Raw genomic sequence first — 12,476 nt, 5'->3', positions numbered from 1 at the left:
AGGGCTGTCATTTGCTTTCCGCCTGTTTGATGGCCAGCACGTCTTTCGGCGTGACCATGTCGCCTTTGTTGTTGCCCCAGGCGTTGCGCTCGTAGGTCACCACGGCCGCGATATCCACTTCCGACAGTTGCTTGCCGAAGGCCGCCATGGCAGTGCCGGGCTTGCCGTGATAGACGATGCTCAGGTGATCGGCAGCAGGCCCGGTGGCGATTTTCGAACCTTTGAGCGCCGGGAACATCGGCGGCAGGCCCTGGCCTTCGGCCTGGTGACAGGCCACGCAGGTGGTGTGATAAACCTTGTCGCCACGGGCCACCAGTTCTTCAAGGGTCCATTCTTTGGAGGTCAGCTCCTTGAGCTTGGCGGCCTCGGCCTTACGCTCACCCAGCCAGGTGTCGTAGTCGGCCTTGGACTTGACCTCGACCACGATGGGCATGAATCCATGGTCCTTGCCGCATAGCTCGGCGCACTGGCCACGGTAGATACCGGGCTTCTCGACACGGGTCCAAGCCTCGTTGACGAAACCCGGAATGGCGTCGCGCTTGACCGCAAACGCCGGCACCCACCAGGAGTGGATCACGTCGGCGGCTGTGACCAGGAAGCGCACTTTGGCGCCCACCGGCAGCACCAGCGGCTGGTCGACTTCCAGCAGGTAGTGTTCGCCCTTGGTGGCCTGGTTGTGGATCTGCTCGGCGGGCGTGGCCAGGTTGCTGAAGAACTCCACATCCTGGCCCAGGTATTTGTAATGCCACTTCCACTGGTAGCCGGTGATCTGGATATCGATATCCGACTCACTGCTGTCGTAGATGTTGATCAGGGTCTTGGTCGCCGGAATGGCCATCGCGATCAGGATCAGCAAGGGCACGACGGTCCAGAGGATTTCCACGGTGGTGCTCTCGTGGAACTTGGCCGCGACCTGACCGGTAGAACGCCGGTGGACCATCATCGACCAGAACATGGCGCCAAACACGATGATGCCGATCACCACACAGATCCAGAAAATGGTCATGTGCAGGTCGAACACAGCGTGACTGACTTCTGTTGCCCCTGGCGCCATATTCGTTGTCCAGGCGGCGTGCGCCTGGCCGAATACCGACCACAACAGGAGGCCCATCCAAACGTGTGGATGTCGCATCATTGCGGGTTCCCCTTATCGTTCTTGTTATCCCGCCGGTTTGCACCTGCGTCGAAGGGAGCGGCTTCCATACTGCTTACAACCGCTTAGCCTTGCCTGCTTATGCAGTCTGGCGTCATCAGCTAATCGCGTACAAATCCGAGTATAGACAGGGACTGCAACCCCGCAATGTGTAAGGACAAATGAAGCAAAAAGGCACGGCCGGAGCCAATAAAACCGGGTGCGGAATCGATTTTCCGACGAACGATGGCAATTCGATATAACGCCTGTGCATAACCATGAAATAATTATGACAAATGCGTCTTAGGCGCTCGTATAAACGAGCTACCTTAACTTCTCCCTTTTCCTACGCCTGATTCATTGGAGCCTTCATGAACACCGCCGCATTGCGCGAGCAGATTTCCCGTGCCCATCAACACGAAGCCACTACGGGCCAGCTTGCCCAGCAGCTGGAAAAACAATTGCCGCACCTGCATGCAGCCATTTCCCTGGCTGAAGGTGATCGCAACGTGGTCATGACCCGCTTTGTCACTGCCTACATCGACCTCGTGCCGGAGTTGCTCGATGCTGCCAATGACGTGGCTCGCGAAGCCGGGATCGAAAGCCAGATCAAGCCGGTACTGAAGATTGCCGAGCATTTTTTCCTGCAACCGCCCGCAATTCTGGCAGGCCACGAAGGCCTGGACGGGCTGCTGGACGAGGCCTACCTGGCCCACCGGCTGGTGGAAGAAGTCAACGATGTGTATATCAAGCACTTCGGTCAGCCGTTGATCCCGGCGGATACCACCGTGGCTAACGTGATTGCCCATCAATTGATCGGTGAAGATTTCGCCAACCAGTTGGATCAAGCCGTGCACCTGGCGGTGGATGAGATGCTTAACGACGAGAGCTTCGCGCTGGAGTCGGTCGAAGCGTATCGCGAGCAACTGAAAAGCCCGGACACCGAGGCCGCCTGGAAGCGCTGGCCGTGCCTGTCGCGGCAGTTGGGGGTGGAGTTGGCGTTGGATCAGCCGGCTTAAACCTTGAATTCGACACAGAACAAATGTGGGAGAGGGCTTGCCCCCCTCCCACATGTTGATCCGGTTCCGTCAGCCGATTGATGGCGCGGAGCCGATCCCTGTCGTCGTGCGAATCCTGCCTTCCAACCGTCGCTTCAACCCACGCGCCTCAATCACCAGCTTCGAACCCTTCGCCGCGTTGGCCCGACCCCATTCCTCCAGCAATTCCAGGCAGGAATGGTCGATATAGCTGAGGTTGTTGAGCGGGACATGCACCGTGGTCCCCGCAGGCACCGTCGACAGCACCTGGGTCAACGCCGGCACTTTGAGAAAGGTCGCCGCACCAATCAAACGCAGCTCCATCTCGCCCTCCTGGGGCAAGTCGATCAGGCTGACTTTCAGCCGCGACGCCTTGAACGCCAACTTGACCAACGTGAGACCAAAGCCCACCAGCACACCCGTCAGCAGGTCGGTAAAGATGATCGCCAGCGCCGTGGCCGCATAGGTGAACATCGGCATCCGCCCGTAGCGCCCCAAAGCCTTGAACGCCTTGACGTCGACCAGCTTGATCCCCGTGTACACCAGCACCCCGGCCAGGCTCGCCACCGGGATACTTTGCAGCACGCTCGACAGCAGCAACACGAAGCCCAGCAACCATACGCCGTGGAACATTGCCGACAGACGGGTGGTTGCACCCGCCTGGACGTTGGCCGAACTGCGCACGATCACGCCGGTCATCGGCAAGGCACCGACCAGCCCGCAGAGCATGTTGCCGACGCCTTGGGCGGACAGCTCTTTGTCGAAGTCGGAACGTTGGCCGTTGTGCATGCGGTCGACAGCCGCCGCCGAGAGCAGGGTTTCGGCGCTGGCGATAAATGCCACGGCAAAGGCTGCAATCAGCAGTTGAGGATCAGCCAGGTTCAGCAGGTCGCTGGGGCGCAGCCAATCAATGGCGTCAGCCAGGTTTTCCGGGACTTCCACGCGTTTGACCTGCAACGCCAGCACCAGGCTGGTGACCGTAGCCAGGCCGACGCCGAGCAACGCACCCGGCACGAACCGCAGCGGTTGCGGGCGGAATTTATCCCACAGGTACATCACCAGCATCGTCGACAGGCCCAGCAAACCCGCTTGCCAGCCGAGCCCGCCACCAAGGGTCGGGATGGCTTCGGACAGTGCAGCCGGGAAGCCCGCCAGGTTGTCCAGCCCAGAAGGCTTGGGCGCGCCGTCAAGCATCACATGAATCTGCGACAGCACAATCAACACGCCAATCCCCGCCAGCATGCCGTACACCACTGCGGGCGCCGTCACGCGGAACCAGCAGCCCAGGCGCAAGCGTCCGGCCACCAATTGCAGGAAGCCCGCCAGCAGCAGGATCGGCCCCAGCATCAACATGCCGTGCTGGCGCACCAGTTCGAACACCAGCACCGCCAGACCCGCCGCCGGGCCACTGACCTGCAGCGGCGAACCCGCCAGCCAACCCACCACCAGGCCACCGATAATCCCGGTGATCAGACCTTTGGCCGGCGGCATGCCGGACGCAATCGCGATGCCCATGCACAGCGGCAGGGCGACCAGAAACACAACCACCGAGGCGAGCAGCTCCCGTGGCAATACAGCTTTCAATTGAGCAGCACGCATGATGACTCTCCCGAGGCATTCGCCGGGCGCGGTAAAGCCTGGCTGCATCCATGGCAGCCACCGCATTACCCGGCAGGGAAGTGTTTTAGAAGCGCGCTTTAGGCGTCGCGCAAGGAATCGGCCCGTCGCCGCTCAACGGTCGGAACGCCGACTGGTCGGCATCGTAGGCGCGGATTTCGCTGGTCTCGATGTTGTAGATCCAACCGTGGATATACAACTGACCATTGGCCATGCGTGAGGCCACGGAAGGGTGGGTACGCAAATGTTGCAACTGGGCGATGACGTTTTCTTCGGTCAGCACCTTCATGCTCTCGCCTTCGTTGGCGCAGTCGCAGTTGTCCTCGACCATCGACTTGGCCACCTCGGCGTGCCGCAGCCAGGCCCGTACCGTCGGCATTTTTTCCAGGCTGTCGGGGTTGAGTACCGCACGCATGGCGCCACAGTCGGAGTGACCGCAGACGATGATGTGCTGCACACCCAGGGCAAGTACCGCGTACTCGATAGCGGTTGAAACACCGCCGTTCATCTGGCCGTAGGGTGGCACCACGTTGCCGACGTTACGGGTCACGAACAGGTCGCCGGGCGAGCTTTGGGTGATCAGCTCGGGCACGATGCGCGAGTCGGCGCAGGTAATGAACATCGCCCGCGGGCTCTGGGCCGTGGCGAGTTTCTTGAAGAGTTCTTCCTGCTGGGGGAAGACGTCGTGATGGAAATGCAAAAAACCGTCAACGATATGCTTTAGCGCTGCATCGGCGGACTCCGCCACTTGAGGGGCTGAAGCCGACGCAGCCAACGGCTGTTTATCCTTATCACTCATGATTCATCCTCTTGATTAGTGCAGGGGAGTGTTCAGGACAGTTCGACGCCCGGCCAGTGGAATAGTTGTAAAACTCCAAAATCCAGGCGCCGACTCATCAGTCACTCGCTGAGCAAGGTAACCGTCGAAACTTAACTCAAACTGAATGAACCGCTCTAGATCGCGGGTTTCAGTGATGTCAAAACGCGACTATTCCTACAAGCAAGGTGCATTCTTGCTGATCAGTCTACAACAATGCCATCTGTCTGCCCGGTGGACAGAACGCCGTGCAATCCAGGTTGAATCCTTCACGGCGATTGAGCCCCAGGCGTTTGATCGCCTTGCTGAAACGCTGGGCCAGCAAATCGGCGAACGGCCCTTCGCCCCGCATGCGCACGCCGAAGCGGCTGTCATACACCTCACCACCGCGCACCTGCCGAACCAGGCTCATTACATGGGCCGCACGCTGCGGATAATGGGCTGCCAGCCACTCTTCAAACAGCGGCGCCACCTCCAGCGGCAAGCGCAGCATCATGTACGCCGCACTCTGCGCACCAGCGGCGTGCGCTTCGGTCAGCAGGCTTTCCAGTTCACTGTCGTTGATCATCGGGATCATCGGCGAGCACAGCACGCCCACCGGAATCCCCGCCTCACGCATCACCCGGATCGCTCGCAACCGCGCCTTGGGCGCGGCGGTGCGCGGTTCCAGGATGCGCTTGAGCTCATCGTCCAGGCTGGTGAGGCTGATCATCACCGCCACCAGGCGCTGGCGGGCCAACTCGGTGAGCAGGTCGAGATCACGCAGGATCAGCGAACCCTTGGTGATGATGGTCACCGGGTGTCGGTAGCGCAGCAACACTTCGAGGGTCTGCCGCGTGATGTTGTATTCGCGCTCGATGGGCTGGTACGGGTCGGTATTGGAACCCAGGTTGATCGGCGCACACACGTAGCCGGGCTTGGACAGCTGCTGCTCCAGCACATCGGCCGCATTGCTCTTGGCGATCAGTCTGGTTTCGAAATCCAGCCCCGGTGACATGTCCCAATAGGCATGGCTGGGCCGCGCATAGCAGTAGATGCAGCCATGCTCGCAACCGCGATACGGGTTGATCGAGCGATCAAACGGCAGGTCCGGCGAGGTATTGCGGGTGATGATGGTCTTGGCCGTCTCAATACGCACTTCGGTGCCCTGGGTCGGCGGCACTTCCTGGTACCAGCCGTCGTCCTCGGCCACGCTGACCGTTGGCGCAAAGCGGTTGTGCAGGTTGGTGGCCGTGCCCCGGCCACGGGGCGGCAACGGCGTAGACATAAAAGCGCCTCGATACTGTTTTTATATACAGTATCGAGGCGCGAGGTGTCTGACCAGTGCCGTTTGGCGGCCAGCCAGGATTTAGTGCTTTTGCGTGGCCTGCCCCAAATCATCGCCCGAAGTGGTGCGCATATCGTTCTTGCGCAGGTCGGCGACGTCGCTGGCGTTCACTGGCGCACCTTTGTTGCCCCAGCTGCCACGGATGAAACTGACCACGTCGGCGACTTCCTGGTCCGACAGGCGCCAGGCAAACGCCGGCATGGTGAAGGTCGACGGCGCCGCGTGCGTAGCCGGCAAAGTGCCGCCGTTCAACACAATGTTGATCAACGAGGTGGCATCCGCCGTCTGCACTACCGGGTTACCCGCCAGGGCCGGGAACACCCGTGTATAGCCATGGCCATCGGTTCGGTGGCAGGCCGCGCAGTTGTCGATATACACCGAGGCACCCCGCTGGCTGTCATCGCCTTTCCACAGCGCCTGGGCTACCTGCTTGTCGTACACATGGGGCTGATCCTGGGGATCGACCGCCGGCAGGCTCTTGAGGTAACGGGCGATAGCGGTCAGGTCGTCTTGCGACATGTACTGCATGCTGTGGACGACCACGTCGCTCATGCCACCAAACACCGCGCTGCGATCACTGCGACCGGTCTTGAGGAATTGCACCAGCTGCTCCTCGCTCCAGCTGCCGAGGCCGTCCTTGTGGTCGCCACGCAAGCTCTTGGCGATCCAACCTTCCAACGGCGCACTGCCGGACAGGAACGCGGTGCCATCGGTAGCACTCAGGGCTTTTTCCTGCATGGTCAGGGCACGCGGTGTATGGCACGCGCCGCAGTGGCCTAAACCTTCCACCAGGTAGGCGCCACGGCCGATAACCGGGTCAATCGCTGCCTCAGCCGGTGTATCCGCCACTTCAGGGGCAAACATCCAACGCCACGCCGCCAACGGCCAACGCATGCTCAAGGGCCACGGAATGTCGCTGTCCTTGTTGTCTTGGGCAACGGGTTCCACACCCTTCATGAAGTACGCATACAGCGCCTGCATATCGCTGTCGCTGACACGCGCATAAGACGGATAGGGCATCGCCGGGTAAAGCGTACTACCGCTTTTGGCGACACCATGGCGCACGGCCTTGTCGAAGTCGTCGAAGCTGTAGTCGCCCAGGCCGGTCTTGTCCGGGGTGATATTGGTGGAGTAGATCACGCCAATCGGGGTTTCCATCGGCAGCCCACCCGCAAAGGGTTTGCCACCCTTGGCAGTGTGGCAGGCCACGCAGTCACCGGCGCGGGCCAGGTATTCGCCCTGCTGGATCAGGTCGGTTTCGGCAGCGCTTATGGAGCAACTGCTGAGCAGCGCCAACGTCGCGATAACAAATGCTTTCATGGTCATCGCTCCTTATGCCTGAACCAGTGGGCCGGGGTTTTTCAGGTACTGCTCACGGATCGCCCGAGCCGACCAGTAGGTCAGCGCCGCCACCAGGCCAGTAGGGTTGTAGCCCAGGCCCTGTGGGAAAGCGGACGCGCCTGGGACAAACACGTTGTGTACATCCCAGCTCTGCAGGTAACGGTTCAACGCACTGGTTTTCGGGTCGGTGCCCATGATCGCGCCACCGTTGAGGTGGGTGGTCTGGTAGGACGCAGTGTTGAAATGCTCACCGACTTTTTTACCAAGTACCGCAATGGCCTTGGGGTTCATCGCTTGGGCGACCTTGCCCATTTTCTCGACCATGAAGCGGTTCATCTTGATGTCGTTTTCCTGCCAATCGAACGTCATCCGCAGCAGCGGCAAGCCGTAGGCATCGCGGTAAACCGGGTCCAGATCCAGGTAGTTGCCACGGTAGGATTGATGGGCGCCGTGGGCATCCATCGACACCTGATGGGTGTAGTAATCGGCGGTGGCGCGCTTCCACGCACTGCCCCAGGCCGGGGTGCCAGGCGGGTTGGACGTCCCGGCAATCGGCCGGCTGCCGGCCTGGTTGACCCACATCGGCGAACCGCCCACAAAGCCATGGGGCCCATGGTCGAAGTTGTCCGCGTTGAAGTCGTCCATCGCCACGCCATTACCGCCCGCGCCGATGAAGTTGTTGGTGTGAGTGTCTTTGTCGAAAAAGGCTTTGATGGTGGCCATGTTCTGGTAGGCGAAGTTGCGGCCCACCACGCCTTCATTGGTGATCGGGTCGTACGGCTTGCCGATGCCCGACAGCAGCATCAGCCGCACGTTGTGGAACTGGAACGCGCCGAGGATCACCAAGTCCGCCGGCTGCTCGATTTCGCGTCCTTGGGCGTCGATATAGGTCACGCCCGTGGCTTTCTTCTTGGTGCTGTCGAGGTTGACCTTGAGCACGTGGGAATTGGGGCGCAGTTCGAAGTTCGGCACCTGGCGCAAGGCCGGCAGGATGTTCACGTTCGGCGAGGCCTTGGAGTACATGTAGCACACGTAGCCACTGCAAAAACCGCAGAAGTTGCACGGCCCCATTTGCGCGCCGTAAGGGTTGGTGTAAGGCCCCGAGGTGTTGGCCGAGGGCAGGTTGTAGGGTTTGTAACCCACGTCGGCAGCCGCTTTCTGAAACAGCTGTGCGGAGACGGTGTTTTTCTGCGCCTGCAACGGAAACGGGTTGGAGCGATCTGGCGCGTAAGGGTTGCCGCCACGGCCTTCGCCCACCAGTTGGCCTTTGACGGTCCAGGCTTGGCCGGAGGTGCCGAAGACCTTTTCCGCGTAGTCGAAGAACGGCTCCAGTTCTTCATAGCTGACGCCGAAGTCCTGGATGGTCATGTCCTTGGGAATGAAATTTTTCCCGTAGCGTTCTTCGTAATGGCTGCGCATGCGCAGCTCGATCGGGTCGACACGAAAGTGCACACCCGACCAGTGCAAACCCGCGCCGCCCACGCCATTACCCGGCAAAAAAGCACCGAGCTGACGGTTAGGCAGGGCGACGTCATTCACGCTGTGGCGAATGGTCACCGTTTCCTTGGAGATGTCCTGGAAGAGTTTCTTGCGCACGCTGTAGGTCAATTCGTCGATGACCTGGGGATAGTTGCCGTCCGGGTACGTGTCCTGCATCGGGCCGCGCTCCAGCGCCAGCACGTTGAGGCCCGCCTCCGTCAGCTCCTTGGCCATGATCGCGCCAGTCCAGCCGAAGCCTACGATCACTGCATCCACTTTCTTCATGATGGTCGCCACGGTTATGCCCTCTCGCCACGGATGGAAACAGCCGGGAAGGGGTATTGCTCGTTGCGTTCCACCCAATCCATAAAGTCGGCGCGGGCGCCGGGGAAGCCGATCATGGTCCAGCCGACCATGCCTTTATTGCCCCCGTGGATCGGGTCGCAGAAGAAGCCTTCCTTGGTGTTTTGCAGTAACAGGTTGAAGAACATCTTTGGCGGCACCGCCTCGAAATGCGCCGTTACTTCACTGCCGCCAGCCTCTAGACGGCGCAGCATATCGTCTCGGGTAGCGCTGTCTTGCGCAGCAAAAGCTTTACCGTTGAAGGCTTTCGACCAGGCATCCGTCGCAGCAATGCCCAGGCGATAGATCTCTTTGGGTACCAACTTGCTCTGCCAGCCCATCTCTGGCGCAGCGTCGGCGTTGAACGGACCTTGCATGAACCACAGCGCGCCACTGGCATACGGCGTGTTCATCTGACGGTCGATGTATTCCGGCGCACCGGCTTCCAGGGCACCTGGGCCTTGGGCGTCGGCGGGGATCAAGCGCTCGACGGCGGCGTTGATAAACGCCCATTCTTCTGCGGTGAAATAGCTTGGCTCGTAGGCCTTGTCGCTCGCCGCAGGCTTGGCCGGCGCGGCCTGGGCAGGCTCAGGCGTGGCCATCAATATCGAGCCGCCAAGGCCGGTACTGGCAACCGTGACCACCGGGATCAAGGTCAAGGATTTGCGCAAAAAGTCACGCCGGGGGTTGTCTTGATCTTGATCAGACATGGGTGCACCTCATCATGTGGTCACGGGTTTATTCGGTCGCTTCTGGGGAGCGGCTCGTCTATTTTTGGCAATCAATGGTTACAAATGATAGCAGGCTAAGGATGTGGAGAACGGATTCAACGACCTAAGTCGAATAAACGCAGGCAAAAAAATGTGGAAGGGGGCTTGGCTCCGATAGCGGTGGGTCAGCCGATACATAGGCTGCCTGACACTGCGCTATCGGGGGCAAGCCCCCTCCCACATTAGGTGTGCGTGAAACTTTTAGTCTTTTTTCAGCTTCGGGTTCGGAAAGAATTGCACTGCCTGAACCTTGGGATCCGCCGGCGCTTTGAGTGCCGAGGTATTGACCCGCGTCCCCAGCTCCTTAGGCACTGACAGCCCTTGATCATTCAAGGTGTCGGTATAGCCACAGGCCACGCATTCGCGGTGCGGCACGTTGTCCTCGGTCCACATTTTCAGCTTGTCCGGCTCGCTGCACGCCGGGCAGACCGCCCCGGCGATGAATTGTTTTTTGGTAATCACAGGCCCTTCACTCATGCTGCCGCGTCCTCACTCAGGCCGCTGTGGCGCAAGAGTGCGTCAATCGACGGTTCGCGTCCGCGGAAGTCGACGAACAGCACCATCGGCGCCTGTGAACCACCACGGGCCAGGATCGCCTCGCGGAATGCACGACCGGTGTCAGCGTTGAGTACGCCGTCCTCTTCGAACTTGGAAAAGGCATCCGCCGACAGCACTTCTGCCCACTTGTAGCTGTAGTAACCAGCCGCATAACCACCGGCGAAGATGTGCGCAAAGCTGTTGGGGAAGCGGTTGTAGGCCGGCGGACGCATGACCGACACCTCGTCGCGTACGCCTTCCAACACCTGCGCCACGCTGCGGCCATCACCATGGGTGGCGTGCATTTCGAAGTCAAATAACGAAAACTCCAGCTGGCGCACCATCATCAGGCCGGACTGGAAATTCTTCGCCGCGAGCATTTTTTGCAGCAGGTCCTGGGGCAGCGGCTCACCGCTTTCATAATGGCCGGAGATCAGCGCCAGGCCTTCTGGCTCCCAGCACCAGTTCTCCATGAATTGGCTCGGCAACTCCACCGCATCCCAGGCCACCCCGTTGATGCCGGACACGCCGGCGTGTTCGACGCGGGTCAGCAGGTGATGCAGGCCGTGGCCGAATTCGTGGAACAGCGTGGTGACTTCATCGTGGGTCAGCAGGGCAGGCTTGCCGCTGTCAGCCGGGGTGAAGTTGCACACCAGATTGGCCACCGGGCTTTGCAGCACACCGTCAACGGTGCGACGACGGTCGCGGGCGCCGTCCATCCAGGCACCGCCACGCTTGTTGGCGCGGGCGTAAAGGTCAAAGAAGAAGCGGCCGACGTGCTGGCCGTTTTCCTTGATTTCAAACAGGCGAACATCCGGGTGCCAGGTGTCGAAGCCTTTCTGCTCGGCGATCTCGATGCCATACAGGCGCTGCACAATGGCGAATAGGCCGCCCAGCACTTTGTCGATCGGAAAGTAGGCGCGCAGGGCTTCCTGGGACACGCTGTAGCGCTGCTCGCGCAGTTTTTCGCCGTAGAAACCGCTGTCCCAGCTTTGCAGGTCGGCGCAACCTTGTTCGGCGGCGTAGGCCTTGAGCTGTTGCAGATCCTGGGCGGCAAACGGCTTGCTGCGCTTGGCCAGGTCGCGCAGGAAACTCAGGACCTGATCGCTGGATTCAGCCATTTTGGTGGCCAGGCTCAGTTCGGAGAACGACGCGAAACCGAGCAGTTGCGCCAGTTCCTGACGCAGGTCGAGGATCTGTTCCATCACCGGGCCGTTATCGTTCTGACCGGCATTCGGGCCTTGGTCCGACGCACGAGTGCAATAGGCCGCGTAGATTTCTTCACGCAGGGCCCGGTCGTGGGCGTAGGTCATCACCGCGTAGTAGCTGGGAAATTCCAGGGTGATCAGCCAGCCGTCGAGGCCTTTGGCCTGTGCGGCAGCAGCCATTTGCGCCTTGGCCGAGTCGGTCAGGCCGGCGAGCGTAGCCTCATCGGTGACATGTTTGGTCCAGGCCTGGGTGGCGTCCAACAGTTGGTTGGAGAACTTGCTGCCCAGCTCGGAAAGTTTGCTCTGCACTTCGGCATAACGCTTCTGCTGCTCAGGTGGCAGGTCAATGCCCGACAGGCGGAAATCGCGCAGGGAGTGCTCAAGAATGGTTTTTTGCGCCACGTCGAAACCGGCGGCTTCGGGGCTGTTAGCCAAGGCTTCGAAGGCCTGGAACAGCTCGCGGTTCTGGCCCATTTCGGTGGAATACGCGCTCAATGCGGGCAGGCAGCTTTCATAGGCCTCGCGCAATTCGGCGCTGTTGCACACCGCGTTGAGATGGCTGACCGGGCTCCAGGCGGCGCCCAGGCGGTCATTCAGTTCGTCCATGGCCAGTACCAGCCCGGCCCATGTCGGATTTTTACCCTGGCTTTGCAGGATGCCTGCGATGGCAACGCGGTTGTCGGCGAGGATCTGTTCGATGGCCGGCTGCACGTGCTCGGCACGGATCGCCGAGAACGGCGGCAGGTCGTAGGACTGCAGAAGAGGGTTGTTCGCGCTCACGGTTGGCACCTTGGCTGAAGAAACATGTAAGAACAAAGATGGGGCCATCTTAATTACAATCAACGCCCACCGCAGCTATCAGCAGAAGA

The 12,476-nt window shown here is 60.5% G+C and carries 10 protein-coding genes; 1 reads left to right on the top strand and 9 read right to left on the bottom strand.

What is annotated here, in order from left to right:
* Positions 1-7: 7 nt before the first annotated feature.
* Positions 8-1,135 carry a cytochrome c oxidase subunit II gene (gene coxB, locus AOA60_RS21880; RefSeq protein ID WP_099586186.1) on the bottom strand — a complete coding sequence of 376 codons (1,128 nt, stop codon included), beginning with the start codon at positions 1,133-1,135 and terminating at the stop codon, positions 8-10.
* A gap of 368 nt (positions 1,136-1,503) precedes the next feature.
* Here coxB and AOA60_RS21875 point away from each other — a divergent pair, with 368 nt between their 5' ends.
* Entirely contained in the window at positions 1,504-2,151 is a 648-nt protein-coding gene (locus AOA60_RS21875; RefSeq protein ID WP_099586185.1) for a hypothetical protein, read from the top strand.
* 69 nt (positions 2,152-2,220) lie between these two features.
* On the opposite strand, the gene AOA60_RS21870 is transcribed toward AOA60_RS21875, so the two are convergent.
* From AOA60_RS21870 to prlC, 8 genes are all read right to left on the bottom strand, one after another.
* Complete coding sequence (locus AOA60_RS21870; protein WP_099586184.1) at positions 2,221-3,768, bottom strand: SulP family inorganic anion transporter; 1,548 nt, start codon at positions 3,766-3,768, stop codon at positions 2,221-2,223.
* Between the two features lie 85 nt (positions 3,769-3,853).
* Positions 3,854-4,585, bottom strand: coding sequence for a carbonic anhydrase (locus tag AOA60_RS21865; protein WP_099586183.1), 732 nt, complete (start codon positions 4,583-4,585; stop codon positions 3,854-3,856).
* A gap of 226 nt (positions 4,586-4,811) precedes the next feature.
* Complete coding sequence (locus tag AOA60_RS21860) at positions 4,812-5,870, bottom strand: PA0069 family radical SAM protein (protein WP_099586182.1); 1,059 nt, start codon at positions 5,868-5,870, stop codon at positions 4,812-4,814.
* A gap of 81 nt (positions 5,871-5,951) precedes the next feature.
* Positions 5,952-7,250 (bottom strand): cytochrome c, encoded by a 1,299-nt coding sequence (locus AOA60_RS21855; RefSeq protein WP_099586181.1) that lies wholly within the window; start codon positions 7,248-7,250, stop codon positions 5,952-5,954.
* 12 nt (positions 7,251-7,262) lie between these two features.
* Positions 7,263-9,047 carry a GMC family oxidoreductase gene (locus tag AOA60_RS21850; protein ID WP_099586180.1) on the bottom strand — a complete coding sequence of 595 codons (1,785 nt, stop codon included), beginning with the start codon at positions 9,045-9,047 and terminating at the stop codon, positions 7,263-7,265.
* Positions 9,048-9,049: 2 nt separating this feature from the next.
* Positions 9,050-9,802, bottom strand: a complete 753-nt coding sequence (locus tag AOA60_RS21845) for a gluconate 2-dehydrogenase subunit 3 family protein (RefSeq protein ID WP_099586179.1) — start codon at positions 9,800-9,802, stop codon at positions 9,050-9,052.
* Positions 9,803-10,063: 261 nt separating this feature from the next.
* Positions 10,064-10,339, bottom strand: coding sequence for a YheV family putative zinc ribbon protein (locus AOA60_RS21840; protein ID WP_010207776.1), 276 nt, complete (start codon positions 10,337-10,339; stop codon positions 10,064-10,066).
* Positions 10,336-12,435 carry an oligopeptidase A gene (gene prlC / locus AOA60_RS21835; protein ID WP_178075385.1) on the bottom strand — a complete coding sequence of 700 codons (2,100 nt, stop codon included), beginning with the start codon at positions 12,433-12,435 and terminating at the stop codon, positions 10,336-10,338. Before prlC ends, AOA60_RS21840 begins: the two co-directional genes overlap by 4 nt.
* Between the last annotated feature and the right edge of the window lie 41 nt (positions 12,436-12,476).

The organism is Pseudomonas sp. 2822-17 (genome assembly GCF_002742485.1).
In the GTDB taxonomy this organism is placed as follows: Bacteria; Pseudomonadota; Gammaproteobacteria; order Pseudomonadales; family Pseudomonadaceae; genus Aquipseudomonas; species Aquipseudomonas cyclaminis.
The sequence above is the reverse complement of the archived record's forward strand: the minus strand, read 5'-3'. Positions and strand labels throughout refer to the sequence as shown.

Bases quoted from the DNA above. Each gene is read 5' to 3' on its own strand.
- AOA60_RS21865 (WP_099586183.1), bottom strand. From the start codon at position 4,585: ATGAGTGATAAGGATAAACAGCCGTTGGCTGCGTCGGCTTCAGCCCCT.
- prlC (WP_178075385.1), bottom strand. From the start codon at position 12,435: ATGGCCCCATCTTTGTTCTTACATGTTTCTTCAGCCAAGGTGCCAACC.
- AOA60_RS21845 (WP_099586179.1), bottom strand. From the start codon at position 9,802: ATGTCTGATCAAGATCAAGACAACCCCCGGCGTGACTTTTTGCGCAAA.
- AOA60_RS21870 (WP_099586184.1), bottom strand. From the start codon at position 3,768: ATGCGTGCTGCTCAATTGAAAGCTGTATTGCCACGGGAGCTGCTCGCC.
- AOA60_RS21860 (WP_099586182.1), bottom strand. From the start codon at position 5,870: ATGTCTACGCCGTTGCCGCCCCGTGGCCGGGGCACGGCCACCAACCTG.
- AOA60_RS21855 (WP_099586181.1), bottom strand. From the start codon at position 7,250: ATGAAAGCATTTGTTATCGCGACGTTGGCGCTGCTCAGCAGTTGCTCC.
- AOA60_RS21875 (WP_099586185.1), top strand. From the start codon at position 1,504: ATGAACACCGCCGCATTGCGCGAGCAGATTTCCCGTGCCCATCAACAC.
- coxB (WP_099586186.1), bottom strand. From the start codon at position 1,135: ATGATGCGACATCCACACGTTTGGATGGGCCTCCTGTTGTGGTCGGTA.
- AOA60_RS21840 (WP_010207776.1), bottom strand. From the start codon at position 10,339: ATGAGTGAAGGGCCTGTGATTACCAAAAAACAATTCATCGCCGGGGCG.